25 protein-coding genes and 1 pseudogene are annotated in these 23,988 nt (G+C 69.7%); 14 read left to right on the plus strand and 12 right to left on the minus strand.

Features of this window, described 5'->3' with window-relative positions:
* Positions 1 to 80 precede the first annotated feature (80 nt).
* Together AB0J64_RS52640 and AB0J64_RS52645 are read left to right on the plus strand one after the other, a co-directional pair.
* Positions 81 to 647, plus strand: a complete 567-nt coding sequence (locus tag AB0J64_RS52640; protein ID WP_364045350.1) for an ADP-ribosyltransferase — start codon at positions 81 to 83, stop codon at positions 645 to 647.
* Complete coding sequence (locus tag AB0J64_RS52645) at positions 640 to 963, plus strand: hypothetical protein (protein WP_364045352.1); 324 nt, start codon at positions 640 to 642, stop codon at positions 961 to 963. The genes AB0J64_RS52640 and AB0J64_RS52645 overlap by 8 nt, the downstream gene beginning before the upstream one ends.
* Positions 964 to 1,866: 903 nt before the next feature.
* Here AB0J64_RS52645 and AB0J64_RS52650 read toward each other — a convergent pair.
* From AB0J64_RS52650 to AB0J64_RS52680, 7 genes and pseudogenes are all read right to left on the minus strand, one after another.
* A pseudogene (locus AB0J64_RS52650) lies at positions 1,867 to 2,029 on the minus strand (site-specific integrase); the annotation flags it as partial.
* Positions 2,002 to 2,172, minus strand: a complete 171-nt coding sequence (locus tag AB0J64_RS52655; RefSeq protein ID WP_364045394.1) for a hypothetical protein — start codon at positions 2,170 to 2,172, stop codon at positions 2,002 to 2,004. The pseudogene AB0J64_RS52650 and the gene AB0J64_RS52655, both read right to left, overlap by 28 nt.
* Entirely contained in the window at positions 2,169 to 2,543 is a 375-nt protein-coding gene (locus AB0J64_RS52660; RefSeq protein WP_364045354.1) for a hypothetical protein, read from the minus strand. The genes AB0J64_RS52655 and AB0J64_RS52660 overlap by 4 nt, the downstream gene beginning before the upstream one ends.
* Positions 2,544 to 2,642: 99 nt before the next feature.
* Positions 2,643 to 3,899 carry a helix-turn-helix transcriptional regulator gene (locus tag AB0J64_RS52665; protein ID WP_364045356.1) on the minus strand — a complete coding sequence of 419 codons (1,257 nt, stop codon included), beginning with the start codon at positions 3,897 to 3,899 and terminating at the stop codon, positions 2,643 to 2,645.
* A gap of 130 nt (positions 3,900 to 4,029) precedes the next feature.
* Positions 4,030 to 4,917, minus strand: a complete 888-nt coding sequence (locus AB0J64_RS52670) for a hypothetical protein (RefSeq protein ID WP_364045358.1) — start codon at positions 4,915 to 4,917, stop codon at positions 4,030 to 4,032.
* Positions 4,914 to 5,447, minus strand: a complete 534-nt coding sequence (locus tag AB0J64_RS52675; RefSeq protein WP_364045360.1) for an RNA polymerase sigma factor — start codon at positions 5,445 to 5,447, stop codon at positions 4,914 to 4,916. The genes AB0J64_RS52670 and AB0J64_RS52675 overlap by 4 nt, the downstream gene beginning before the upstream one ends.
* A gap of 88 nt (positions 5,448 to 5,535) precedes the next feature.
* Positions 5,536 to 6,606, minus strand: a complete 1,071-nt coding sequence (locus AB0J64_RS52680; RefSeq protein ID WP_364045363.1) for an acetyl-CoA acetyltransferase — start codon at positions 6,604 to 6,606, stop codon at positions 5,536 to 5,538.
* A 194-nt stretch (positions 6,607 to 6,800) separates the two neighbouring features.
* Here AB0J64_RS52680 and AB0J64_RS52685 point away from each other — a divergent pair, with 194 nt between their 5' ends.
* Together AB0J64_RS52685 and AB0J64_RS52690 are read left to right on the plus strand one after the other, a co-directional pair.
* Positions 6,801 to 7,649, plus strand: coding sequence for a LysR family transcriptional regulator (locus AB0J64_RS52685; protein ID WP_364045365.1), 849 nt, complete (start codon positions 6,801 to 6,803; stop codon positions 7,647 to 7,649).
* Between the two features lie 15 nt (positions 7,650 to 7,664).
* Entirely contained in the window at positions 7,665 to 8,285 is a 621-nt protein-coding gene (locus tag AB0J64_RS52690; protein ID WP_364045367.1) for a MerR family transcriptional regulator, read from the plus strand.
* A gap of 7 nt (positions 8,286 to 8,292) precedes the next feature.
* On the opposite strand, the gene AB0J64_RS52695 is transcribed toward AB0J64_RS52690, so the two are convergent.
* The gene (locus AB0J64_RS52695; protein ID WP_364045369.1) at positions 8,293 to 9,180 is read right to left on the minus strand and encodes a hypothetical protein; all 888 of its coding nucleotides are present in this window, start codon (positions 9,178 to 9,180) and stop codon (positions 8,293 to 8,295) included.
* A gap of 76 nt (positions 9,181 to 9,256) precedes the next feature.
* On the opposite strand from AB0J64_RS52695, the gene AB0J64_RS52700 reads away from it, so the two are divergent.
* Positions 9,257 to 9,670, plus strand: a complete 414-nt coding sequence (locus AB0J64_RS52700) for a TIGR03668 family PPOX class F420-dependent oxidoreductase (protein ID WP_364045371.1) — start codon at positions 9,257 to 9,259, stop codon at positions 9,668 to 9,670.
* On the opposite strand, the gene AB0J64_RS52705 is transcribed toward AB0J64_RS52700, so the two are convergent.
* Positions 9,660 to 10,334 (minus strand): ThuA domain-containing protein, encoded by a 675-nt coding sequence (locus AB0J64_RS52705; protein WP_364045373.1) that lies wholly within the window; start codon positions 10,332 to 10,334, stop codon positions 9,660 to 9,662. The two genes, AB0J64_RS52700 and AB0J64_RS52705, sit on opposite strands and share 11 nt — an antisense overlap.
* A gap of 99 nt (positions 10,335 to 10,433) precedes the next feature.
* Here AB0J64_RS52705 and AB0J64_RS52710 point away from each other — a divergent pair, with 99 nt between their 5' ends.
* Complete coding sequence (locus AB0J64_RS52710) at positions 10,434 to 11,279, plus strand: RNA polymerase sigma-70 factor (protein ID WP_364045375.1); 846 nt, start codon at positions 10,434 to 10,436, stop codon at positions 11,277 to 11,279.
* Positions 11,280 to 11,342: 63 nt separating this feature from the next.
* On the plus strand, positions 11,343 to 12,104 hold the full coding sequence (locus AB0J64_RS52715; protein WP_364045378.1) for an SDR family oxidoreductase: 762 nt from the start codon (positions 11,343 to 11,345) through the stop codon (positions 12,102 to 12,104).
* Between the two features lie 3 nt (positions 12,105 to 12,107).
* On the opposite strand, the gene AB0J64_RS52720 is transcribed toward AB0J64_RS52715, so the two are convergent.
* Positions 12,108 to 12,680: a TetR family transcriptional regulator gene (locus tag AB0J64_RS52720; protein ID WP_364045380.1), complete on the minus strand. Its 573-nt coding sequence runs from the start codon at positions 12,678 to 12,680 to the stop codon at positions 12,108 to 12,110.
* Between the two features lie 79 nt (positions 12,681 to 12,759).
* On the opposite strand from AB0J64_RS52720, the gene AB0J64_RS52725 reads away from it, so the two are divergent.
* The 4 genes from AB0J64_RS52725 (at position 12,760) to AB0J64_RS52740 (ending at position 18,599) form a co-directional block, all read left to right on the plus strand.
* On the plus strand, positions 12,760 to 14,409 hold the full coding sequence (locus AB0J64_RS52725) for an FAD-dependent oxidoreductase (RefSeq protein ID WP_364045382.1): 1,650 nt from the start codon (positions 12,760 to 12,762) through the stop codon (positions 14,407 to 14,409).
* Positions 14,406 to 15,839 (plus strand): ATP-binding protein, encoded by a 1,434-nt coding sequence (locus tag AB0J64_RS52730; protein ID WP_364045384.1) that lies wholly within the window; start codon positions 14,406 to 14,408, stop codon positions 15,837 to 15,839. Before AB0J64_RS52725 ends, AB0J64_RS52730 begins: the two co-directional genes overlap by 4 nt.
* A gap of 75 nt (positions 15,840 to 15,914) precedes the next feature.
* The gene (locus AB0J64_RS52735; RefSeq protein WP_364045386.1) at positions 15,915 to 17,447 is read left to right on the plus strand and encodes an AbgT family transporter; all 1,533 of its coding nucleotides are present in this window, start codon (positions 15,915 to 15,917) and stop codon (positions 17,445 to 17,447) included.
* Between the two features lie 18 nt (positions 17,448 to 17,465).
* Positions 17,466 to 18,599, plus strand: coding sequence for a M20 family metallopeptidase (locus AB0J64_RS52740; RefSeq protein ID WP_364045388.1), 1,134 nt, complete (start codon positions 17,466 to 17,468; stop codon positions 18,597 to 18,599).
* A gap of 37 nt (positions 18,600 to 18,636) precedes the next feature.
* Here AB0J64_RS52740 and AB0J64_RS52745 read toward each other — a convergent pair whose 3' ends face one another.
* Positions 18,637 to 19,659 carry an ROK family transcriptional regulator gene (locus tag AB0J64_RS52745; RefSeq protein WP_364045389.1) on the minus strand — a complete coding sequence of 341 codons (1,023 nt, stop codon included), beginning with the start codon at positions 19,657 to 19,659 and terminating at the stop codon, positions 18,637 to 18,639.
* A 73-nt stretch (positions 19,660 to 19,732) separates the two neighbouring features.
* On the opposite strand from AB0J64_RS52745, the gene AB0J64_RS52750 reads away from it, so the two are divergent.
* The 3 genes from AB0J64_RS52750 to AB0J64_RS52760 all read left to right on the plus strand — a co-directional run bounded on the left by AB0J64_RS52750 (position 19,733) and on the right by AB0J64_RS52760 (position 22,660).
* Entirely contained in the window at positions 19,733 to 20,905 is a 1,173-nt protein-coding gene (locus AB0J64_RS52750; protein WP_364045390.1) for an MFS transporter, read from the plus strand.
* Entirely contained in the window at positions 20,892 to 21,809 is a 918-nt protein-coding gene (locus AB0J64_RS52755) for an aminoglycoside phosphotransferase family protein (protein ID WP_364045391.1), read from the plus strand. The genes AB0J64_RS52750 and AB0J64_RS52755 overlap by 14 nt, the downstream gene beginning before the upstream one ends.
* Positions 21,810 to 22,237: 428 nt before the next feature.
* The gene (locus AB0J64_RS52760; protein WP_364045392.1) at positions 22,238 to 22,660 is read left to right on the plus strand and encodes a DUF1877 family protein; all 423 of its coding nucleotides are present in this window, start codon (positions 22,238 to 22,240) and stop codon (positions 22,658 to 22,660) included.
* Between the two features lie 487 nt (positions 22,661 to 23,147).
* Here AB0J64_RS52760 and AB0J64_RS52765 read toward each other — a convergent pair whose 3' ends face one another.
* Positions 23,148 to 23,675: a DinB family protein gene (locus AB0J64_RS52765; protein WP_364045393.1), complete on the minus strand. Its 528-nt coding sequence runs from the start codon at positions 23,673 to 23,675 to the stop codon at positions 23,148 to 23,150.
* Between the last annotated feature and the right edge of the window lie 313 nt (positions 23,676 to 23,988).

Below are 23,988 nucleotides of genomic sequence, written 5' to 3' on the forward strand. Positions count from 1 at the left end.
CCCCGCCCGGAACTCCGGATCAAAGCGCCTCCGCGTGACTCCTGCCACGACCAAACCTCTCCCGGTTCGGTCTCCACGCTATGAGGGGAAGGCCATTCTACGGCGGCCCCGGCTACATGGAGATCAACCCGGCCCTGCGGGCAAAGGACGCTGATCCCGGTGTTGTCTGGTCTCCCAAGGTCGCCGACGAGATCGCCGCCATGGACCGGGCGATCGCCAAGTCTCATCTGCCATCCGACGTGGTCCTGCACAGAGGCGTGGGCAAAAAATTCTTGGAGTCGCTGGGGGTCGATATCAACTCACCCGCCGAAATGGAGGGGCTGGCAGGCCGCGTCATCACCGAACCGGGATACTTAAGCACGAGTGTAGGCCGGAGAGCTGGTTTCGACGGAGACCTCCGCGTGATGTTACGGGTACCCAAGGGACACGAAGCGCTCAACATGTTCCCGATCACCAAGCTGACCGGCGAACGGGAGGTCCTCTTGCGCCGCGGCACGTCGTACGTCGTACGCGATGTGTACCGTAAGGACGGCCATTGGTACATGGAAGCGGACGTCGTACCGGATGGATGGACCAAGCCACCCGATTGGGACGCCCGACCATCTATGGACGCTGACACTGGTTGGAAAGGGCCCTTCGATGACTGACACCCCGAATCCTCGTTTCCACGACGTCACCGCCAGGTTCGTCTCGGAGAACGACTCCTACGATTTCAAGGCCGCTGGCCCGGTACGGCGGGCCGCGGTGCACGATCGCCATGGACGGTTGCTGGGACATGTATGGACCGACGATCGTCAAGCCGCGGGGTTTACCCGCATCAATGACCCTGAGCCGGACATGGCGTACGTGAGGGGACAAATGAATCGGATTCTTACCAAGGCCTATAGGGCGGGAATTCCCGCCAGCGAGCTTCTCAATCCCTCCTTGTACGCACCGGACTTCGAGTTGCGCGTTACGTCGTGACGCGGAATCCGTGGAGCCGTCATGAGCGAGCAGTCACCCGTCCCTGAAGCCGCAGATGATCCGTGCAGCCGACAAGAGACGGGACTGGCCCGATCATCAGCCCAGGATCTGGTGACAGGCACGATTCCGAATCCGAAACTCGGGACGGGACGGCGGAAACAACTCATCGCACTTCGCGGCAATCAGCGGTCCTGATGCTTTTGGAGTACGGCCGTCCGACATCTTGTTTCTGGCCTTACGTGGCCCAACAACGGCGACCGTGGTCGGCTTAGGCGAGGGCCTCCCGACGTGCTCCTGCCGCCGACGTGGCACCGACTGGTTTACCCCTCGACGACGCTTCTCGGCTGTTGTCCTCTCATCCTTCGACGTCTGGGGCGTCGCCGAGGACACCTCTCGGGGCGCGGGCACAGATGTGGACGAAGACGGCGAGGTGGGCGCCACCGACTGCTCCACAACAGTGAGGCGGGGTGTTGGCATCGAGGCAACATTGGTTCGAGGCGAGGCGGTGCCAGTGCCCCACGTAGTCGACCAGATGCCGAAGCCTGCACAGGCCAGAAACCCGACGACGAGCGCCGACCGGGTCAGGCGACCCCGATCTTTCAGCATTGATCGCTCTGGTGGAATCGGGGTTGCGTACCTTCGCCAACTGAAGGAGTCGGATTTAGCGAGGAGCCGGGGCCGGTCTCGGACCGGCAGGCCGTACAGCGGGCGCCGCACCGGACGGTGTTCTTCGGGTGAGGGGGTGGGGCGGTATTGATCTTGGTGCATAATCCTCCCTACTCACTGCCCGTGCCTGCCAGCGTGCCGCAGCGCAACCGTGACGAGTGGGAACGACTCGGCAAAGAGCAGTGCAAGCCGAACCGGCCCCGGGACAACCAGGGCCGGAAACCGGACAAACGTGGGCTATAGGTCCAGGGCGCTGTTGATTTTGTTGTTGACCTGCTCTTGCTGGCCGTCGATGCACTTGGCGTAGACCCGCAGGAGCACGCCAACGCTGTGGCCGGCGCTTGGCGACCTCAGGGGCAGGAACGCCCGCGTTCAGCCAGAGCGAGACCGCCGCGTGGCGTCGTTGGACAGGCCGCGTTCGTTGCCCTGGTCCGGCAGGAGGACGCGACGCACGGCGTACCAGCCGCCACTGACCGCGTCGGAGATGGTCCAGTCCCTTCCGTACTCGTTCTTCAGGCTGCTCAGGCTCAGGCTCACGCTCATAGCGGCAACGCCGCCCGACGCTCCAGTTCCTCCTCCAGCGCCGCGCGAACCAGCGTCGACAGCGGATGTCCCTCCCGCAGCTCCGCATAGCGGAACGCGATCCGGCGAACGGCCCGGCCGAGGTCCGCCACTGGATGCCAGGCGTAGACGGCACGCTTGCGCCCCTCGTCCCACCCGGTACGCCACCAGAACCGTTCACCGTCGCACCACACCACCAGGCCCACCCAGACCCACACCAACGCCAGCCGATAACCCTCGTGAACCTCGGCTGAAATGCCACGGGTTTCGAGTTCTGCGCGGAGCCGTTCAGCCACTGAATAAGAATTCCAGCGGCCATCGAATTTCGCGACGCGCGGAGGAAGAGTGTCCATGGGGAAGAGCATCGCGGAGAGGGAAAATCCAAACCAGATACACCATGTGGCACTTGCGCACAGGAGCTGATCCAACTGCCACGGCATGTGGCAGTTGGATCAGGACTCGACCCCCAGGAAGGCCGCTACCTCCGCGTACTCGGCTCTGAGCGCCCGCGCCCGGTCCTCGATGAGCTGGCCGGCCACTCGCCGGGCGAATGGCTGGTACTTGAGCCAGTGCGGCACGCGGGTTTTGAGATCCAGAAGAATCTCCCACGATTCCGCCGCATTCCGCTCGAAAGCATGCGCACTGGCCACATCGAGAAGGTATCTGTACCGCGTGCTGCTCGACAGATTCGCCATCGACCGGATTCCGTCATGGATTTCCAGAGCCCGCGTGCTGTTCCCCCGCACCACCGCGTACTCAACGGCCTTGATCTGGATCAGTTCCGGGGAGAACCCGGCGAAAGTCGAGGCTCCCCGCGCCGCCCACAGCGGAGGAGCTTCGAGCGGCTGCCCCTCGATACGGTGCGCCCCCGCGCGGGCGAACGTGAGCATGTCCTCGGCCTCATCACCCTGGTTGTTGCGAACGGCTGCCGCCGAGGCCCACAACAGCAGCCACCCCCAGGTAGCGAACCTCGCGGGGTCGCTTGTCGAGAAGCGCGGTTCGATGGCCTGGGCTGTCACCAGTGCTGCGCGCTGCGCGTCGTCGAGTCGCCCTTCCCGGAGAAAGAGCCAGCACTCGTTGAAGATGTGCCATGCGCCCAACAGCGGATCGTCGGCCTGTTCGGCTGCCGCGAGCCCCTCCGTGATTGCCTGATAGGCGAGGTCGTACTGCTGGAGCTGGATCAACGCCTGTGCCGAGAACTGGAAGGTCTGCGAGAGCAGCGTCAGCGCGGCGCGCTGATCGTCCGCGCCCCGGGCATCCGCCACCAGCGTGCGCGCCTCCACGAGCAGCGCGGGGATCGTCTGCACCACAGCCCGGTAATCGTCCGCCCGGTACAGGGTGTTCGCTGCGAGGTACGAGTCGCGTACCGATCCGTACGAGACCGGCCCGTCGAGGTCGGGCATTTGGACACCCGCCAGCCCGCGCACGGGTTTGAGCGTACGGCGCAGCGCGAGGAGGTCCGCGTGCACGGTCTCCTCCTGAGGTGAGACCGGTTCCGGGGAAGGCCGGAACAGATCCGAGGTCCGCACGTCGAGCGCTTCGGCCAGCTTGCGAAGCGTCGAGACCCGCGCGCTGCTGCGGTCGCCCTGTTCGAGCTTGCGAATCGTGGACACGCTCACGCCTGAGCGTTCTTCCAGCTCCTCCTGAGTGAGTCCCTTACTCACCCGGATGCGCGCCAGATTCTCGCCGAGGGCCGGTTCTCTCGCCATAATCCAACACCTCAAGGGGGACGGCCTGATCCCAGGGTAACCCCCTGCTTGCAGCCGTCTCCGAAGATCGGCCGATCCCTCCTGAGGAGCTGACTTCTTCAAGATCACTGTCGTTTGGCCATGGGCCCGTTCACCCGACGGGGGGCTCGCCATCGCCGTAGACGGGGTTCTTCGGCAGGTGCTCCTTCGTAACCAACAGCCGCACCACGCCGGGCCGCGCCGACTCGGCGTCCCATACGAACCAGTCGTTTCCCACCTGCGGCCAGGCCTCTCCCGGCTTGACGGAGAAGCCGTCGTAATTCTCGTTCGGCGTGATGACCTGGAAGATCGCCTTGACCCCGCGCGCACGCGCCTCGGCGACCACCTCGCCCACGGTGCGCCCGCTGACCTTGACGCCCTCGAGCATCTCGCCCTTCGCGTTGGCGCGGCCGGAGTTCTGATAGGCCTCCCCCGGACGGGCCTCGCGGCCGAACTTCACCCAGGCCTGAGCGTTGAAACCGACGGGCAGCTTGATCACCAGCACGCACCCCGGCCGGCCCGTCTCACATCCGTCCGGTTCCGTGCCCGTGTACATGCGCTGCCCGATCGCCGAACCGCCCATGCCCATCTGGAACATCTCGCCGACCCCGCTCGGGGAGACCGGGACGATCTGGAGTTGCACGTTCAGCCCGACGGCCTTGAAGCCTTCGGTGTATTTCTTGTGGTCGGCGTACGGGTCCTTGATCCGGGCCACCCAGTCGCCGCCCTCCCGGGTGATGTCCAGCTCGGTGCTGGCGTACGAGGTGGCGACGGCCGGGGTGGTGACCAGGCTGGGACCGATCAGGGCGGCGGCGGCCAGCGTGGCGGTGGCGGCGGCGCTCAGCAGCAGGCGCCGGGTACGGCGGCGCGGCACGGGTGCCCTCTCGGGGGTGGGCTCCTCGGCGGTGATGGCGGCCAGCAGCGCCCGCGCCCCCGCGCCGGACGCCTGGCCCGCCAGGTCCTCGTCGCGGACCCTGGCGAGGTTCTGCAACTCGTTCATGCCGACTCCATGACGAAGTGGTTGACGGTCACGCCGGCCGTGGCCAGCGCCTTGGAGAAGCGCTTGCGCGCCCGGTGGAGCCGGATGCGTACGGCGTTGCGCGAGCAGCCGAGCACGGTGGCGATCTGGGCCCGGTCCAGGCCCTCCCAGGCCACCAGCGAGATCAGCTCCCTGTCGTCGTCGGGCAGCTGCTCGAACGCCCGCGCGATCGCGCCCAGCTCGACGCTGGTCTCGGGCGAGTGGGCGTACAGGTCGGCGAGCTCGGTGTCGAGCTCAACGCTCCGGTGCCGGTGCCTGGCCTGGCCGCGTCGGTGGTTGGCCAGCACGTTCCTCGCGACGCCGTACAGCCACAGCCGGGCCTCGCCGCCCGGCGGGAGCGTGTCCACGCGGCGCCAGGCGATGGCGAACGTCTCGGCGACCACGTCCGCCGCGTCCTCCGGCGAGTCGCAGCGACGCAGGGCGTAGCCGAGTATGTGCTCGTACGTCTGCTGGTAAACGGCCTCGAACCGGGTTTTCCGGTCGTCATCCACGGGCGGTCCCCATGGTCGGCCTCCTCGGGTGTCGGGATCGGATCACCCCGTACATGTCGGAGGCATCATCATCATTTCCGCCGATTTTTCACCGTACGAGCAGGGCGGCGCTCCCATAGCTGCCCCCGAACCCCGTCACGAGAGCCACCTCACGTCCCTCCCTGAGCTCCCTGACGGCCTGGGCCACGTTGTTCAGGCCGTGCACGTAGCCCTCCGAGAGCAGGCCGCCGTGCGGGTTCACCCAGGCGTGGCGGCGTTCGAGCAGGTACGCCCCCAGGTCCCCGCGCTCGACCAGCCCGAAGTCCTCCAGCTGCCGGGGCACGAGCCACGAGTACGCGTCGTACGGCAGCGCCACGTCCACATCCGACGGGCGCATCCCGGACGCCTCCCATAGCATGGGCGCCACGTACGCGGAGAAGATCGCGGTGACGTCCGGTGCGCGGTCCATCGAGGAGCAGCCGGGGCCTCCGCCGCGCACGACCGCCTGGACGCGCGGCCCGTCGAGGACGCCGCTGACCAGCAGGGCGCAGGCGCCGTCGGTCTCCTGGCAGCAGTCCGCCGTGCGGAGCGGGGTGCAGACGTACGGCTTGGCGAGGTAGGCGGCGAGCTCGAGCGGCTCGCGGCGCAGGGCGCGCGGGTTGGTTCCGGCGTTCTCCCTGGACTGGGCGACGACGGCGTGCAGGTGCTCGGCGGACAGGCCCGTGTCGTGCAGGTAGCGGGTCGCGGCCAGCGCGAAGAGCGGGATCGGGCCCGCCAGCCCATACGTGAAGCGCTCCTGGGGGCCGGTGGAGACGGTGTTCATGCGCTTGCCGGACCGGCCGTTGAGCGCCCTATAAATCATGATATTTCGCGCTAAACCGGCATGTATCAGCATCGCCGCGTCGCCCAGGATCGACGCCGCCTGCGTCCCCCCTCCCGCGATGTCGTTGTGCCAGCCGAGCCGCTCGATCCCCAGGGCCCGCGCCACTTGCACGGCGGGCGCGGAGTCGTTCATGTGATAGCTGAGCACCGCGTCCACGTCGCGCGGCCCGATCCCCGCGTCCGCGCAGGCCGCTCGGCACGCCTCGACCGCCAGCTCCAGCTCGGTGCGCCCGGACTCCCTGGTCAGGGCCGTCATCCCGATCCCCGCCACGGCCGCCCGCCCGGCGAACGGCTGCATGCCCCGCCTCCGCCCCCCTCCCAGGCACCATGAACGATGTGCCGCCACGCTAGCCCGCGCGGACCGACCAAGACAAGCGCTTGCTCGTCAACAACGGCTATCCATGGATAACTGCGTATCTTCACGGGAAGCAGAGCCTCTTGTAATACGGAGGTGTGATCTACCGATAGCCCATCATCACGCCGAGGTGAGGGATGGATCTACGCTACGTCCGGTACGCGATGGCGATCGCACGGGCAGGCAGTCTGCGCCGGGCCGCCGCCGCGCTGCACATCGCCCAGCCGACGCTGTCGGAGCAGCTCAGGGCACTGGAGAAAGAGATCGGGGTCGAGCTGTTCAGCCGCTCGTCGAGCGGCGTCCAGCTGACCGAGGCGGGCGAGGCGTTCCTGGCCCAGGCCACCGTCGCGGTGGACGCCTTCGACCGGGCCGTGGCCGCCGCGAGGTGCACCGCGCAGACCGCCCGCCTGGGCGTGGCCGACGGGCTGGCGGACGTGGTCGCCCGCCTGCTCTCCCAGCTTCCGACCCCGAACCTGCGGGTGGCGCCCATGGGAACGGCCGAGCAGATCGTCTCCATCGTGGACGGCACCCTACAGGCCGGGCTCGGCTACGCGCCGGGCTCGCTGCCCAGGGGCGTGGCCCGCATGCTGATCCACCGTTTCCCGGTGCGCGCGCTGCTCCACCGCGACCACCCCCTGGCGGCGCACGAGGCGCTGTCGCTGTCGGACCTGGCGGCCGAGCCGCTGGTCATGCCGGAGTCCGACGCGGTGGCCGGGGCCCGCCGCTTCCTGGAGGGATTCGTACGGCACCGCCTCCACCCCCGCCTCGGCCCGTCCGCGGCCACGCACGATCTGGTCATCAACATGGTGCAGGAGGGCGTGGGTTACGCGTTGTGCGTCCACGAGGGCACGACCGTCCCCGACACGCTCGCGTTCCTCCCGATAAAAGAGGACGTGCCGCCGCTGGAGGTGGTCTTTCTCTGGAACCGCCAGACCGACGTGCACGAGCTCCTCAGCGCCGCCCGCCACCTGGCCCGATCTGGATAGCGCTATTATCCACCGATGCGCATCTCCGAACTCAGCGCCAAGTCCGGTGTCGCCATTCCGACGATCAAGTACTACCTGCGCGAGGGGCTGCTGCACCAGGGGCAGCAGACCGCCGCGACCAGAGCCGAATACGACGAGGCCCACCTGCGCAGGCTCCGCCTGATCCGGGCCATGCTCGAGGTCGGCAGACTTCCCGTCGCCTCCATCAAGAAGGTCATCGAGGCGGTCGAGGACGAGTCCCTCCCCGTGCACGAGATGCTGGGCACGGCCCACTACGCCCTGAGCCCCGCCGTCGAGCCCGAGCCCGGCGAGGACTGGCAGCTCGCCCGCGACCAGGTGGACCGCCTGATCGCCGACCTGGGCTGGGACATCGCCCCGCACGCCCCCACCCGCGACGAACTGGCCCAGACGCTCGTCAGGATGCGCCAGCTCGGCCTGCCCATCGACCTCACGCCGTACGCCGAGACCGCACGGAAGCTGGTGTCCGAGGTCGAGATGGACAAGATCCCGTTCCACGGCCCGCGCGACGCCGCCGTGGAGGCCCTGGTGCTCGGCACCGTCCTGTACGGCAAGGCGTTCGACGCGCTGCGCCGCATGGCCCAGGAGTCGGAGTCGGCCCGCCGCCTGTCCCCTTAGGCGGCGCCTAGATCATGCCGTTCGCGCGCAGCGTCTCGACGGCGTTCACGGTGGCGGCCCCGCGCCAGTCGAGCGCCCCGGCGGGCGAGAAGCGCGCGTAGTCCACGCTCCAGCCGCCGTCGTCGTGCTGCTCCCCCGCCAGCCGGACGAGGTCCGCGGCGATCACCTCGGGCTCGAACAGGTCGCGGACCGGCCGGCCCGGGCGAGGGGCGAAGTCCAGCGGACGCAGGGCCTCGTTGTCGGTACCGCCCTCGACGGGCACCCGCCCGTCCGCCGGAATGTAGGCGACGAGCCGTTTGAGCAGGTCGGACGCCCTGGGCTGGCTGTCGTACACGGCGTCGAGGAACCGCACGCCGAACAGCAGCACGTACGCGTGCGGCGCCTCCTCGATCTCCTGGATCGCGTCGAGGGAGTAGCGCGTGGCCCGCTCCAGCCAGGGGTGCGCGGCCACGGCCGGGTCGTGGACCGCGACGCGGTGGGCGGCGGCCGCGGAGATCGCAGTGATCTGCAGGGACGAGACGGCCGGGTCGCCGCCCGTCCACCAGCGAGCGGTGGCCTCGACGACGGTGAGCGGCAGCGCGACCGGCAGCCCGCCGTCCGGCAGCGTGACGGACCCCAGCCAGTCGCACAGCCCCACGGCCTCCGGTGCGGTCGTGGGGGCGACGTTCTCGAACACCTCGAAGGCGTGCAGCGCGGAGGCCGGCTGGCTCTCGGGCGAACGCAGATCAGGCTCCAGGCCCCAGCCGTAGCCGCCGTCCGGATTGCGGTAGGCGCCCAGGGCGGCCAGCACGGAGGCCGGGTCGCCGTCGCCCATGAGCAGGTCGTAGCGGCGGCGGTCCAGCACACGTCCGTGCCCGGCCAGGAAACCTGGGATCGCGGCAAGGTTCACGTTCATACGGTCATCCTGCCCACGCGGGCGACATGCGGTCTTGTAAGTTCCGGACGCCTTCCCCGGTCACCACAATGGGGGGATGGACGGCGAGCGGGCCCGCGCGAGGTTCCGGGAGGAGCGGGTGGCACGGCTGGCCACGGCGAGCCGCGACGGCACCCCTCACCTGGTGCCCGTCACCTTCGCCGTCGTCGCGGACCGGGTGGTGACCGCGATCGACCACAAGCCGAAGACCACCACCGCCCTGAGGCGGCTGCGGAACATCCGGGAGAACCCGCGCGTCAGCCTGCTCGCCGACCACTACGAGGACGACTGGGCCCGGCTGTGGTGGGCGCGCGCCGACGGCCTGGCCAGGATCGTGGAGGAAGGGCCGGAGCGGGAGCCAGCGCTCGACGCGCTGGCAGCCAGGTACGGCCAGTATCGCGAGCACCGGCCCGACGGCCCGGTCATCCTCGTGGACGTCACCCGGTGGACCGGCTGGTCCTTCACTCCGTGATGGTGACCGGCCGCTTCAGCAGCCACAGCGCGGCCCGCTGGAGCAGCGTCCTGTGCACCTCGTTCTCGTACGACCTGGTGTCGTGGCCCAGGGCGTCGTAGAACACCCGGCCCCGGCGCACCGGCCGCGCCCAGATCAGCGGCTGGCCGTTCGACGAGGCCAGCGGCCGGACGTCGGGCAGGATGTCGAGGTCGCTGTAGACCTCGTCCACCACGTCGAAGTCCCGCAGGCCGTCCACCACCGGGTGTCCGCCGTGCACCCGCACGCCCGTCCACCCCAGCGGCGGGTGGTGGGACTTGGGCCAGGCCCAGCAGCCGCCCAGGACGCGCGGCCAGCCCTGCCAGTCGTCGAAGCAGATCGACGCCGAGTGCATGCACAGCAGGCCGCCGCCCCGCTCGAGGTGATCGAGGAGTGTCGTGCGGGCCTCGGCGGGTAACGCGAAGCGCCACTCGGGACGCAGGTCGGCGAAGCGGTCCTGGTCCATCTGCCAGCGCAGCGCGTTGACCGTGATGAGCTGGACCTCCGACGGCTCGCTCAGCGCGCCCGCGATGTCCTCGGTGATCTCCGACTCGACCCCCACCTCGGCGAGCGCTTCCGCGAGCGCGGCCGATGTGGCGGCGAAGTCATGGAACAGTCCTCCTGACAGGATCAGATTTCTCGCCACTTGCCAAGCTCATCATGCTTACCGCGGCATTTCCAGCCGAAAGCCTCGACTGGCGGCCCCGGCACGCCGACCTCCTTGGTGACGGGAGATGATGCCGCCGTGGAGTTCGAGGAGCATCGCCCCATGCTGCTGGGGCTGGCCTACCGCCTGCTCGGCAGCATGTGGGACGCGGAGGACGTGGTCCAGGAGGCGTGGCTGCGCTGGCAGGGCGTCGAACGGAGCGAGATCAAGGAGCCGCGGGCCTTCCTGCTGACCGTGGTCTCGCGGCTGGCGCTCGACCAGTTGCGCTCCGCGCGGGTCAGGCGCGAGGCGTACACGGGGCCGTGGCTGCCCGAGCCGGTGATGACGTCCGAGGCGGGGCCGCTGGACACGGCTGAGCTGCGTGACACCGTCTCGTACGCGACCCTGCACCTGATGGAGCGGCTCTCGCCGCCGGAGCGGGCGGTGTTCGTGCTGCGGGAGGCGTTCGAGCTCCCGTACGACCAGGTCGCGCAGATCGTCGGCACCTCCGTGGCCAACGCCAGACAGCTCCACCGCCGCGCCTCCGTGCGGCTCGCCCAGGGGCGTGACAGGTTCCAGCCGTCCGCGGCGGACCACGTCGAGCTGGTGACGAAGTTCATGGAGGCGGCCTCGGGCGGCGACCTGGCCGCGCTCACCGAGCTGCTCCACGAGGACGTCGTCGCCTACACCGATGGTGGCGGCAAGCTCCGCGCCGCGCTCCGGCCGATCCTGGGGCGCCGCAAGGTGGCGGACTTCCTGGTGGGCCTGAGGAACAAGTACGGCCCTGCGGAGGCGCAGGTGCTCGACGTCAACGGCCATCCGGCCATCTGGACGCGGGTGGCCAGGTACCGGCAGCTGGTGGCGTTCGACATCCAGGACGGCCGTATCAAGGAGATCTACAGCATCCTGAACCCGGACAAGCTCACCCGCCTCACCCCGGCCTGAGCGCCGGGGCGCCGGGGCGGGCGACCTGCTCAGCCACCACCCGCACGATCTATAGTCGCCCCTATGGATCTCGGCATCTCGGGCAAGGTCGCCCTCGTCACCGGAGGCAGCGCGGGCATCGGCCTCGCCGCGGCCAAGAGTCTCGCGCGTGAGGGCTGCGACGTCTGCGTCAGCGCCCGCAACCCCGACCGGCTCGCGGACGCGGTGGTGCAGCTTCAGGAGTACGGCAAGGTCGTGCACGCCGTGCTGGCCGACGTGGAGGACCCGGCCGCCGCCCGGCGGGTGGTCGAGGAGACGCGTGACGTGCTCGGGCCGATCGACATCCTGGTGGCCAACGCGGGCGGGCCGCCGGCCGGGCGCTTCGACGAGGCCAGCCTGGCCGACTGGGAGGTCGCCGTCGAGCGCAACCTGCTCGGCACCGTACGCCTGATCCACGCGGTCCTGCCCGAGATGCGCTCGCGCGGCTGGGGGCGCATCGTCACGGTCACCAGCAGGTCGGCCAGGGAGGCGATCGACGGCCTGGCGCTGTCCAACGCCACCCGCTCCGCCGTGGCCGGCGTCGTACGCACCCTGGCCCGCGAGGTCGGCCGCGACGGCGTGCTGGTCAACAACGTGATGCCCGGTCCCATCGACACCGACCGGCTGCGGAGCATGGCGGGCGGCGAGGATGCCCTCGCCCGGCGGGCCGAGGCGGTGCCGGTCGGCCGGATCGGGAGCCCGGATGAGGTGGGGGACGTGGTGGCGTTCCTGGCCAGCGAGCGGGCCTCGTTCGTGAACGGGATCTCGATGCTGGTGGACGGCGGCGAGAGCCGCGTCATCGCCTGAGCGTCACTTCCTGACCAGCGTGCGCGCGATCGCGGCGGCCCAGGGCTCGTCCTCGTCGGGGAGATCGACGAAGGAGGACAGGTTCGCCCGGTGGAAGCAGGCACCCATCAGCATCGCCGCGGCGGCGTCGGCGTCCGCCCCCTCGTCGAGCCGGCCGCCGCGCTGCTCGGCCCGCAGGATCTCGGCCAGCGCCTGGATCGGCAGATGCGGCCCCGCCTGCCTCTCGGCCAGCATGGTCCTGAACCCGGACAGGAGCGACGGATCGGCCAGCACGCCGAAGGCGATGCCCGCGGCCTTGCGGTAGAACTCCAGGGCCGTCAGCGCGAACTCCGTGAGGTTCGCGGCCAGGTCGCCCTGGCCGGTGCCGAGACGCAGCCGCGCCAGGGCGGGGCCGAGTGCGGGCAGCCGCTCCAGCAGGACCGCGAGGAAGAGTGCCTCTTTGCCGGCGAAATGCTTGTAGAGCAGCGCCTCCGAACAGCCGGCCTGCTGGGCGATGCGCTTGGTGGTGGCACCCGCGATGCCGAACTCCCGTATGGCCTGCTCGGCGGCGTCGATGATGCGATCGCGTGTGCGCATCCGCCCATGATATGAGCGAGTGCTCGCTGAGCTTGCCGCACATGACATGCTTCCTATTAGGGACCAGTGGGGAGAAGACATGGACAAGCCGGTCATCGTTACGGTGGACGACGACCCGGGCGTTTCGCGGGCGGTGGCTCGTGACCTGAGACGCCGCTATGGCCAGGAATACCGGATTGTCCGCGCCGAAGCGGCCGCGGAAGGCATCGAGGCCGTCAAGCAGATGCGCCTGCGAGGCGACGACGTGGCGGCCATCCTGGCCGACTACCGCATGCCGCAGATGAACGGCGTGCAGTTCCTCGAGGCCGCCATGGACATGTATCCGTACGCGCGCAGGGTGCTGCTGACGGCCTACGCCGACACCGACGCCGCGATCCAGGCGATCAATGTGGTGGACCTCGACCATTACCTGCTCAAGCCGTGGGATCCGCCGGAGGAGAAGTTCTATCCGGTGATCGACGGCCAGCTCGACGCCTGGATGCGCACGGACCGGGTCGAGCGGTCCGAGCTGCGGGTGGTGGGCGACCGGTGGTCGGCGCACTCGTACAAGATCCGTGACTTCCTGGCCCGCAACCACGTGCCGTACCGGTGGATGCTGGCGGAGGACCCGGAGGGCGCGCAGCTGGTGAAGGCCGCCGGAGAGGGCTGCCATCTGCCGCTGGTGGTGACCGCCGAGGGCACCACGCTGGAGTCGCCCGACCAGGGCACGCTGGCCATGGCGGTGGGCCTGTCGACCACCCCGGCCACGGACTTCTACGACCTGATCGTGGTGGGCGGCGGCCCGGCCGGGCTCGGCGCGGCCGTCTACGGCGCCTCGGAGGGGCTGAGGACCGTGATGGTCGAGGCGTACTCGTCGGGCGGCCAGGCGGGGCAGAGCTCCAGGATCGAGAACTACCTGGGCTTCCCCGACGGCGTCTCGGGGCAGCAGCTCGCCGAGCGGGCGCGCAGGCAGGCGCTGAAGTTCGGGGCGGAACTGCTGACCGCGCGCAAGGTGGTCTCCCTGGAGGCACGCGGCCAGGCACGGGTGGTCGGGTTCAAGGACGGCGGGGAGATCGCGGCGCACGCGGTGATCCTCGCGACCGGCGTCACCTACCGCCGTCTGGAGGCGCCGGGGCTGGACGAGTTCGTCGGCCGGGGCGTCTTCTACGGCGCGGCCCTGACCGAGGCGCCCTCCTGCCAGGACGGCGAGGTCTACATCGTCGGGGCGGCCAACTCGGCCGGGCAGGCAGCGGTCTACCTGGCGGGATTCGCGAGCAAGGTCCATTTGTTGGTGAGGAGTGATGGTTTGGAGAAGTCCATGTCTCACTACCTCATCGAGCAGATAGCCGCGCTCCCCAACATCGAGGTGCACCTCCAGACGGAGGTCGTCGGCGGCGAGGGCGACGACCACCTCGAGCGGCTGTCGCTCTCGACCAAGGGCGAGACCCGCACGGTGGACGCGCAGTGGCTGTTCGTGTTCATCGGGGCCGAGCCGTACACGACCTGGCTGGGCGAGACGATCGAGCGCGACGAGAAGGGGTTCGTGCTGACCGGTCCCGACCTGGTGCAGGGCGGGCGGCGGCCGCGTAACTGGCCGCTGCGGCGCGAGCCGTACTTCCTGGAGACGAACGTTCCCGGGGTGCTGGCCGCGGGCGACGTACGCGCTGAGTCGATCAAGAGAGTGGCCTCCGCCGTCGGCGAGGGCGCGATGGCCGTCGCGCTCGTGCATCGCTACCTGGAGAAGCAATGAGCACCACGACTGTGGACATCGATGAACTGCGCAAGCTCTTCCTCTTCGAGCGGCTGACCGACGAGCAGCTCACCAAGCTGGCCAACAGCGGTCAGGTACGCACGTTCGCCCAGGAGGAGGTGATCCTCCGGCAGGGCGACCCGGCCGAGTGCTTCGCGGTGCTGCTCGACGGCGAGATCCAGATGATCAGCGAGACGGTCAGCGCCGGGACCGTGGCGATGCCCCGCACGTCGCAGCCGGGCGTCTACGGCGGCGCCACCAGCGCCTACCTGGGCGACCGGGCGCCGCAGACGTACCAGCACACGCTGCGGGCCACCGCGCCGACGCGGATGTTCCTGCTGCCGGCCAAGAAGTTCGCCTACATCGTGGCCGAGTGGTTCCCGATGGCGATGCACCTGCTCGACGGCATGCTGTCGGGCGGTCGGTTCCAGCGCGAGGCCATCGACCGGCGGCAGCGGCTGACCGCGCTCGGCACCATCACGGCCGGGCTCACGCACGAGCTGAACAACCCGGCCGCGGCGGCCGTGCGCGCGGCGAGCGAGCTGCGCACGCTGGTCAGGACCTCGCGGCTGCAGCTCGCCCAGCTCGCCGAGGCCGGCATCCCGCCGGAGAAGCTGCGCGCGCTGATCGAATGGCAGGAGGCCTGCACGAACAACCTGGGCAAGCTGCCGCAGCGCACCCCGCTGGAGATCTCCGACGCCGAGGACGAGCTGGGCGAGGCCCTGGACGACCTCGGCGTCGACGACGCCTGGGACCTGGCTCCCGCGCTGGTCAACGCCGGGTTCTCGAACAAGGAGCTGGAGAAGGTCCGCGGCAAGGTGGGCGAGGAGCAGACTCCTGCCGCGCTGCACTGGCTGGCCGGGGCGATCGAGATCTCGCAGATGCTCCGCGAGGTGACCGAGGCCACCGAGCGCATCACGTCGCTGATCAACTCTGCCAAGCAGTACTCGCAGATGGACCGGGCGCCGTTCCAGCAGGTGGACCTGCACGATCTGCTCGACAGCACGATCGCGATCTTCCGCGGGAAGATCCCGCCGGGCATCAGCGTGGTCACCGACTACGACCGCACGCTGCCGCTCATCCCGTGCTACGCGGGCGAGCTCAACCAGGTGTGGACGAACCTCATCCACAACGCGCTCGACGCGATGGGCGAGGTGGGCACGCTGACGATCCGCACCGCGCACGACGAGGACGAGGCGATCGTCGAGGTCGGCGACACCGGCCCCGGCGTGCCTGAGGCGATCAAGGAACGCATCTTCGAGCCGTTCTTCACGACGAAGAGCGTGGGCCAGGGCACCGGTCTCGGCCTCGACATCTCCTACCGGATCGTGGCCGGACGGCACGGCGGGGAGATCAAGGTCCGCTCGGTGCCGGGCCAGACGTGGTTCGAGGTACGCCTGCCGCTCAGGGAGCCCGTCCCGGTCGCCTGACATGACCCGCCCTTGTCAAGAAGTGCCCTTACCCCATGTAATGGTTGACCGAAACATGGGGTAAGGAGACGGGCTATGAGCGCCTCCGAGACGATGACGGGTTCGCGTTCCCTCAACGCGCTGCTCCGCGTGCTGAGCGGGATCGAACGCCTGGGCAACCGGCTGCCTCACCCGTTCTGGCTGTTCATCGTCCTGAGCGCGTTACTGGCGCTGGTGAGCTGGGGCCTGTCGGCGGCCGGTGTGTCGGCGGTCAACCCGGCTTCCGGCAAGACCGTCGTGGCCAAGAACCTGCTGTCCGCCGACGGCGTGCGGATGATGGTCGAGGGCGTGGTCGAGAACTACACCACGTTCCCCCCGCTGGGCACGATCCTGGTCGTCATGCTCGGCGTCGCCGTCGCCGAGCGCTCCGGGCTGCTGGCGGCCGTGCTGCGGTCCGGGGTGTCGAAGGTGTCGCCGAAGTGGGTCACGTTCGCGCTGGCGTTCACGGGTATGGTGGCGCACGTGGCGTCCGACGCCGCGTACGTAGTGCTCATCCCGCTCGGCGCGCTGGCCTTCCGCGCGGTGGGGCGCAGCCCGATCCTGGGCATCGTGGTGGCGTTCGTGTCGATCTCGGCGGGTTACGACGCCAGCCCGCTGGTCACCCCGGTGGACGCCATCCTGTCGGGGCTGACCACGGCCGCCGCGCACACCGTCGATCCGGCCTACACGGTCACGCCGCTGGCCAACTACTTCTTCTCGCTGGCCTCCTCCCTGGTGCTGGCGGCCACGATCACGCTCGTGACCGAACGTGTGCTGGCCCGCCGGGTCGAGTCGATACCGGTCGATCCCGACGCCCCCGACGACGACCTCGGCTCGCTGGCCCTCAGCGCGGAGGAGCGCCGCGGGCTGCGGGCCGCGGCGATCGCTCTCGTGGCGTTCGTGATCGTGATCGTGGCGGCCGTGCTGCCCGCCGGGTCGCCGCTGCGCGGCAAGGACGGCAGCATCGTGCAGTCGCCGCTGCTGACCTCGATCGCGGTCTTCCTGGCGCTGGCGTTCCTGGCCGCCGGGTGGGCGTACGGGAAGGCCGCGGGCACGGTCGCCGGCAGCCGGGACATCCCCGGCTTCATGGCCCACGGGCTGCGCGAGATGGCGCCGATCCTCGTGCTGTTCTTCGCGATCTCGCAGTTCCTGGCGTACTTCAAGTGGACCGGCATCGGCGAGATCATCGCCATCGGCGGCGCGGACCTGCTGAAGTCGGCCGGGGTGAGCGGACCCGTGGTCTTCCTGGGCATCCTGCTCGTGGTCACGCTGATCAACCTGGTGGTCACCAGCGGCTCGGCCCAGTGGGCGCTGGTCGGGCCGGTCTTCGTGCCGATGCTGATGCTGCTGAGCATCCCGCCGGAGACCACCCAGGCCCTCTACCGCATCGCCGACTCGTGCACCAACGCGATCACGCCCATGAGCCCGTACTTCGTGATGGCGCTCGGCTTCCTCCAGCGCTACCGGCGCACGGCGGGCATCGGCACGCTCGCCTCGATGACCATCCCGCTCTCGCTCACCCTGCTCGTCGTCTGGACAGTGCTGTTCTTCGTGTTCTGGTGGCTGGGCATCCCGCTCGGCCCCGGCTGATTCCTCGGAAGGATTCCCGTGTTGATCACTGACTGGACCCGGCAGGCTCTTCCGGCCATGCTCGACGACCTCAGGGCCGCGGTGGAGCTGGAGACCCACAGCTACGACAAGGCCATGCTGGTCAAGGGGCTGCGGGCGATCCGCGCCCGGGCCGTCGAACACCTCGGCACGCCGGACGAGGAGGTGCTGCACGACGGCGGTTCGCACGGGGACATCCTGGAGCTGACCTACGAGGGCACCGCGCCGGGGACCGTGCTCATGCTCTGCCACTACGACACCGTCTGGCCGACGGGGACGCTGGCCGAGTGGCCGTTCGCGCTGGTGGACGGGAAGGCCACGGGGCCGGGCGTGTTCGACATGAAGACGGGTCTCGTGCAGGCGATCTGGGCGCTGCGCGGGCTGCGGGAGCTGGGACTGCCGCATCCGAGCGTGCGGTTCCTGTTCAACGGGGACGAGGAGATCGGCAGCCCGACCTCGCGCCCGTACATCGAGGCCGCGAGCGAGGACGCGCTGGCGAGCCTGGTCTTCGAGGCGTCACTCGACGGCGCGCTCAAGACCGCCCGCAAGGGCGTGGGGCTGTTCAACGTGAACGTCACCGGGGTGGAGGCGCACGCCGGGCTCAATCCGGACGCGGGCGCCAGCGCGATCCACGCCCTGGCCGAGATCGTCACCACGCTGGCCCGGGCCGGCTCCCGGGAGCACGGGACCACCGTGAACGTCGGGCTGATCACCGGGGGCACCGGGCGCAACGTGGCGGCCGGGCACGCCAGCTGCGGCATCGACGTGCGCGTGACGGACCCGACGGAGGTGGGACGGATCGACGATGTGTTCGCCGCTCTGAAGGTGTCGGATCCGCGGGTGTCGATCTCCGCCACCGGCGACTGGAACCGGCCGCCCATGACGCCCAACGCGGCCTCGCGGCGGCTGTTCAAGGAGGCGCGGGAGGTGGCGGCCGGGTTCGGGTGGCTGCTGGAGGAGGCGTCGGTGGGTGGCGCCAGCGACGGGAACTTCGTCTCCGCGCTGGGGCGGCCGGTGCTGGACGGGATGGGCGCCGTGGGGGACGGCGCGCACGCGCGGCACGAGCATGTGCTGGTGGAGCACATTCCGGAGCGTACGGCGCTGACGATGGGGCTGATCACAGCGCTCGCCTGACGCCCGCTCGCCTGACAGCCGCCGATGGAAGAAGTGCTCAGCCGAAGACGTGATCGCGGGCCAGGTCCAGGGCGGTCAGCACGGCTCCCTGCAACACCGCGTTGCCCTTGACCGTGCTGGCGCGGACCTCGGTCGGCGCCGGGGCGAGCTCCCGCAGGTGCCCGGCGACCAGCCCGGCCAGCTCGTCCCCGCCCTCATGGCCGGTCGTGCCGCCGAGCACGACGAGCCCGGGGTCGAGGAGGGTGGCGTAGGCGAAGGCGCCCCGGGCGATCCGCCGGGCCAGCTCGTCCCGTTCGAGGCCCAATATGACCTCGCTGTTCACGAGGTCGCAGAACGCCACGCCGCCCACGTCCAGGAACCCGATCTCCCCCGCGCCGCCCGACATCCCCCGGCGCAGCCGCCCGCCGAGCACGATGGCGGCCCCCACGCCGTCGTCCAGCCAGAGCAGCACGAAGTCCTCGCTGCCGGAGGCGGCTCCGGTGCGGAGCTCGGCGACGGCGGCGAGGTTGACCTCGTTCTCCAGGATCACCGGCACGTCGAAGCGTTCGCGTACGGACGCCATCGTGCCGCGCCGCCAGCCGGGCACGTCGTTGGGCGAGACCAGCTCCCCGGCGCGCGGATCGACCAGCCCCGGCGCGCCGACCACGACCGTGTCCAGCGCGCGCCGCCCCACCGCGTCACCGACCACCTTCGCGACGAGGGCCGCCAGGTCGGCTCTCGCGCCGATCGTCGTCCTGGCCTCGCTGACCACGCGCCCGGTGATGTCCGCGACCGTGACGTTGACCGCGTCGCGCCGTACGTCCACCCCCGCCACGTGTGCCCGGTCCGCCACGAGCCCGTACAGGCGCGCGTTCGGGCCCCGCCGGTCCTCGCCGGCCTCGCCCGTGACCTCGATGAGGCCGCCTGCCATGAGCCGCTCGATCAGGTCGGACACGGTGGGCCTGGACAGCCCGGTCAGCGTGCGGAGCTGCGGCGCGGTCAGCGGTCCGTGCTCCAGCAGCAGGTCGAGCGCCAGCCGGTCGTTGATCGCCCGGGCCATGGAAGGGGTCGCGGTCTTCACGGACCTCATAATAATCAGGGAGCCTGCCTGAAAGCTCTTTTCATCAGGAACCCTGCCTGATAATTTCTCGGACATGAGCCCTCATCGTGCCATCGCGGCCGTCTTCGCCGCGCACGGCGCAGTCGCCGGCAGCCTGTCCACGCGCATTCCCTGGATCCAGGAGCACCTGCACCTCAGCCCCGGCGCCCTCGGCCTCGCGCTGCTGTGCCCGTCGATCGGCGCCTTCGTGGGCATGCCGATGGCCGGCCGCCTCGCCTACCGCTTCGGCAACCGAGCCGCCACCCGCGTCCTCCTCGCGCTGTGGTGCGCGGGCCTGGCCCTCCCCGCGCTCTCGCCGTCGGCCGTGTGGCTGTTCGGGGCGTTCCTGCTGTTCGGGGCGGCGGCGGGCATGTGCGACGTCGCGATGAACGCGCACGCCGTCCTCCTCGAACGACAGCTGGGCCGCTCGATCATGTCGGGGCTGCACGGCACGTGGTCCGTCGGCAGCCTGGCCGCCGGCGGGCTCGGCGCCCTGGCCGCCCACGCGGGCATCGACGCCCGGCTCCACCTCGGGGCCATGTCGCTCCTGCTACTTCTCCTCGGCGCGGCAGCCGGCCGCGGCCTGCTGCCCGACAGCGGGATGGCCGGTTCCGTACGTGACGCGCCCGCGCCGCGGCGCTTCGCGCTCCCCACGGGCGGGATCCTGGTCATCGGGCTGGTCGGGTTCTGCGCGACGTTCGCCGAGGGCGCCAGCTCCAACTGGGCCGCCGTCTACCTCACGGCCGTGACCGACGCCGGGCCGGGGCTGGCCGCCGCCGGGTACACCGTCTTCATGCTCTGCATGGCGGGCGCGCGACTGCTGGGCGACCGGGTCATCCGCCGGCTCGGCCCGGTGGCGGCCGTCAGGACGGGCGGGGCGGTGGCGGCGGTCGGCGGCGCCCTCGTGGTCGCGGCCCGCACGCCGGCGCTCGCCATCGCCGGGTTCGCCCTGGTCGGGCTGGGGGTGGCGGTGATCGTTCCCCTCGTGTTCGCGGCGGCGGGCAACGCGGGCCGGACTCCTGGCGAGGGCGTGGCGGGCGTGGCGACGATCACGTACCTGTCGGGGCTGATCGCCCCCGCCGTGACGGGCGGCGTCGCGGGCGCGCTCAGCTACCCCGCCGCATTCGCGCTGATCACCGGGGTGGTCGTGCTGCTGACACTGCTCGCCCCGGTCCTGCGTCCCTCCCCCACCTCTGAGCCAGAAGGAGCACTCCGTGTCAACGCCTAGCCCCGACGACCTGCTGATCGACGAGGCCCTCGTACGCCGCCTGCTCGAGGCGCAGTTCCCCCAGTGGGCCCACCTGCCCCTCTCCCCCGTGCCGCGCTCCGGGATGGACAACGCGACGTTCCGGCTCGGCGAGGACATGTCCGTACGCCTGCCCCGCTACCGCCGGTGGGTCGGGCAGGTGGAGCGCGAGCACCGCTGGCTGCCGCGGATCGCCCCGCACCTGCCGCTGCCCATCTCCGAGCCCCTCGCGAAGGGCGAGCCCGGCGAGGGCTACCCCTTCCCCTGGTCGGTCTACCGGTGGCTGGCGGGCGAGACGACGGAGGAGCTGGTGGATCCTGTCCAGGCGGGCAAGGAGCTGGCCGGGTTCGTCCGCGCGCTGCAGGGGATCGACGCGACCGGCGGCCCGGGGCCCTCGTGGAGCAACGCGTTCCGCGGCGTGCCGATGGGCGACGAGCGGGACTCCGTGGCCGTCGAGGCCCGCGTACGTCCCAAGATCGAGGCGCTGCGCGGGATCGTGGACACCGACGCGGTGACGGCCGTGTGGGAGGCGGCCCTGGCAGCCCCCGCCTGGGACGGCCCGCCGGTGTGGATCCACGGCGACCTCGCGACCGGGAACCTCCTGACCGTCGAGGGCAGGCTGAGCGCCATCATCGACTTCGGCACGCTCGCCGTCGGCGACCCCGCCGTGGACCTGCTGGCCGCGTGGAAGTTCCTGCCACCGGAGGCTCGGGGCGTCTTCCGCGAGACGCTCGGCGTGGACGACGCGACGTGGGCGCGGGGTCGCGGCTGGGGCCTCGCGGCCTCGCTCCCGGTGCCCGACGACCCTTACTACGCCGACCCGGTACGCGTCGAGATCGCCCTGCGCCACCTCGACGAGATCATCGCCGACTTCCGTTCCGCCTGAGCCCCGGCGAAAGGCCCGACCCGGTACGACATCACGGACCACCGCTCTTGTCGTAGCACTATCACCGCCGGCTACTCATGTGCTCTCTACCGCTGCCGTCCGGGGACGGGCCTACCTGCTCATCAGGCCTACTCCTCCAAAGCCAACCGTGCTTACCTGCGCGAACACAAGATCCAGGCGGTCGTGATCGACGCGTTGGGGAACCGGGGTTGAGCTGGACTTTCGACCAGAGGTCGCGCATTACCCATGAATGCCGTCGATCGTGGGGAAGGGACGCGGAGCCATGCATCACGTTCCGCCACCCGACAGCAGCTCCTGCCCCCGATCCGGCCGTTCAGGGCGGGTATCGACGAACTGCTCTACCATCGTGCGGCCGTGCCGCGGTACCGACCACCCCGAAGATCTACGCACCCATATGCTGATCACCAATGGCCAGGTCACGGTACACGAGGGAGGCGACCGTGGGGGTCTGCATCTACATCGACGTCGTCAAGGACGGAAAGAAGCTTGGTAGCTACGACCTCGACGAGAGCGCGCACTACCTCCGCGTGGGGCTGGAGGCACTGGGGCTCGACGGCGACGAGATCGTTCACGGGGTGGGGGGTCCGGACGGCGTCGACGCCGAGGGGTCGGAGGAAGGATTCCTGGGCCGACTCACCCCGGAGCAGGTCAGGGCCTTCTGGGAGCGCCTTTCGCCCGTCACTGTCGAGCAGTTCATGACGGGCCTGCGGACGACCGAGAACGTCAACGGCGACGACGAGGAGTACTTCACGCTGTACTTCGCCGACCTCAAGGAGACGTACAGCGCGGCCGTTCGCGCGGACGCGGGCATGACGATGTCCTGGTACTGACGGCCCGCGCCAGTCCGACGCGGAAACAGACTTGCCCTGGCCGTGGCGCACCTCATGCGCCGCCAAGCAGTCCAGGCCGGCCTGCACCTATCCGTCCGCGAGCTGCTGGAACAGCTCTAAGAGCCTGCTGGCGAAGGATTTGGTCGCTGTGGCCGGGACAGGGATGCTCTGGTCGAGCCCCATCTTCGAGCGATACGCCTCTGGAACTCCTGGCCGCTCAGCCCTGGCGATGCCTGGAGAGGGACCGAGTTGGACGCCATCCTCAGAATCGAGAACATCAACTGCTTCCGCGTCCAACTGGCTCAATGGTCCCACCAGGCTCCATCCACAAGATCGGGCCAGCCCTCTACGGTCCCATGCCCACGATCACTTAAGCCTTGGTCAGCAGGCTCTGAGTCCTGGAGCTACGGCCAACCACCACTCAGCTGATCAGTGGGTACGTCGGTGAGGTGCCAGGACCTGGATACGGGAAATGTCGGGAGGGCCGTTACGCTCCCGTGGCCCCATCGATGCGCTCCCGGATCAGGTCGGCGTGCCCGGTGTGCTGCGCGTACTCCTCCAGAAGGTGGATGTAGATCCAGCGGAGGCTGACCTTGCCGGTCGGCGCCCTGGGGTCGTCGGCCAGCTCGTCGAGGTCGATGCTCGCGACCGCGGCGTCGCACGCAGCCGTCTCCGCGAGGAAGGCGGCATAGTCCGCCTCGGCATCGGCGTCGGCCACCAGGTCGAAGTCGCCGTCTTCGTACTCCTCGGTGATGTACAGATCGGGCAAGTCCTCGTGCAGGAACTTCTCCCGCCACCACCAGCGCTCGACTTCCGTCATGTGTCGCAAGAGGCCGAGCAGCGTCAGGTTGGACGGCTCCACGGAGGCGGTCTTCAGTTGCTCGGCGGTGAGGCCGGCGCATTTGCGCAGCAGGAACACCCGGCGGAGCTTCAACCAGTTATCCAGCATCTCGCGTTCGCCACAGGCCATGTCCGTCCGAGGTCCCCGCTCTACGCCGGGTGCTGTCCACGTCATGTCACCATCATGATGACCTGCGCAACCGATTTTGCGGGTACGCGCGTATCTTGCCCGGCGCCGACCAGGCGGCAGTACGAAGGGACAAGCACGGGCTCGTGGTTGCCGAGTTGCGTAGACAACACCTCAGCTATCAGGAGCCCGCTCCTGTCCGCAGGCGTATCGCTCGAAGATGGGGCTCGACCAGGGCATCCCTGTCCCGGCCTCGACGACCGAATCCTTTGTCAGCAGGCTCTAAGCTTGAGGTTTAACCTTTGAGCTGCACATTTGCCGCGATCGGCAACAGAGGTGATTGATCCGACATAGCGGATTG

The organism is Nonomuraea sp. NPDC049695 (genome assembly GCF_040674955.1).
Lineage (GTDB): Bacteria > Actinomycetota > Actinomycetes > Streptosporangiales > Streptosporangiaceae > Nonomuraea > Nonomuraea helvata.

What these genes read in the sequence shown, in the direction of transcription:
- AB0J64_RS52640 (WP_364045350.1), top strand. Translation starts at nt 81, where the DNA reads ATGAGGGGAAGGCCATTCTACGGCGGCCCCGGCTACATGGAGATCAAC.
- AB0J64_RS52645 (WP_364045352.1), top strand. Translation starts at nt 640, where the DNA reads ATGACTGACACCCCGAATCCTCGTTTCCACGACGTCACCGCCAGGTTC.
- AB0J64_RS52655 (WP_364045394.1), bottom strand. Translation starts at nt 2,172, where the DNA reads ATGAGCGTGAGCCTGAGCCTGAGCAGCCTGAAGAACGAGTACGGAAGG.
- AB0J64_RS52660 (WP_364045354.1), bottom strand. Translation starts at nt 2,543, where the DNA reads ATGGACACTCTTCCTCCGCGCGTCGCGAAATTCGATGGCCGCTGGAAT.
- AB0J64_RS52665 (WP_364045356.1), bottom strand. Translation starts at nt 3,899, where the DNA reads ATGGCGAGAGAACCGGCCCTCGGCGAGAATCTGGCGCGCATCCGGGTG.
- AB0J64_RS52670 (WP_364045358.1), bottom strand. Translation starts at nt 4,917, where the DNA reads ATGAACGAGTTGCAGAACCTCGCCAGGGTCCGCGACGAGGACCTGGCG.
- AB0J64_RS52680 (WP_364045363.1), bottom strand. Translation starts at nt 6,606, where the DNA reads ATGCAGCCGTTCGCCGGGCGGGCGGCCGTGGCGGGGATCGGGATGACG.
- AB0J64_RS52685 (WP_364045365.1), top strand. Translation starts at nt 6,801, where the DNA reads ATGGATCTACGCTACGTCCGGTACGCGATGGCGATCGCACGGGCAGGC.
- AB0J64_RS52690 (WP_364045367.1), top strand. Translation starts at nt 7,665, where the DNA reads ATGCGCATCTCCGAACTCAGCGCCAAGTCCGGTGTCGCCATTCCGACG.
- AB0J64_RS52695 (WP_364045369.1), bottom strand. Translation starts at nt 9,180, where the DNA reads ATGAACGTGAACCTTGCCGCGATCCCAGGTTTCCTGGCCGGGCACGGA.
- AB0J64_RS52700 (WP_364045371.1), top strand. Translation starts at nt 9,257, where the DNA reads ATGGACGGCGAGCGGGCCCGCGCGAGGTTCCGGGAGGAGCGGGTGGCA.
- AB0J64_RS52715 (WP_364045378.1), top strand. Translation starts at nt 11,343, where the DNA reads ATGGATCTCGGCATCTCGGGCAAGGTCGCCCTCGTCACCGGAGGCAGC.
- AB0J64_RS52720 (WP_364045380.1), bottom strand. Translation starts at nt 12,680, where the DNA reads ATGCGCACACGCGATCGCATCATCGACGCCGCCGAGCAGGCCATACGG.
- AB0J64_RS52725 (WP_364045382.1), top strand. Translation starts at nt 12,760, where the DNA reads ATGGACAAGCCGGTCATCGTTACGGTGGACGACGACCCGGGCGTTTCG.
- AB0J64_RS52730 (WP_364045384.1), top strand. Translation starts at nt 14,406, where the DNA reads ATGAGCACCACGACTGTGGACATCGATGAACTGCGCAAGCTCTTCCTC.
- AB0J64_RS52735 (WP_364045386.1), top strand. Translation starts at nt 15,915, where the DNA reads ATGAGCGCCTCCGAGACGATGACGGGTTCGCGTTCCCTCAACGCGCTG.
- AB0J64_RS52750 (WP_364045390.1), top strand. Translation starts at nt 19,733, where the DNA reads ATGAGCCCTCATCGTGCCATCGCGGCCGTCTTCGCCGCGCACGGCGCA.
- AB0J64_RS52760 (WP_364045392.1), top strand. Translation starts at nt 22,238, where the DNA reads ATGGCCAGGTCACGGTACACGAGGGAGGCGACCGTGGGGGTCTGCATC.
- AB0J64_RS52765 (WP_364045393.1), bottom strand. Translation starts at nt 23,675, where the DNA reads ATGACGTGGACAGCACCCGGCGTAGAGCGGGGACCTCGGACGGACATG.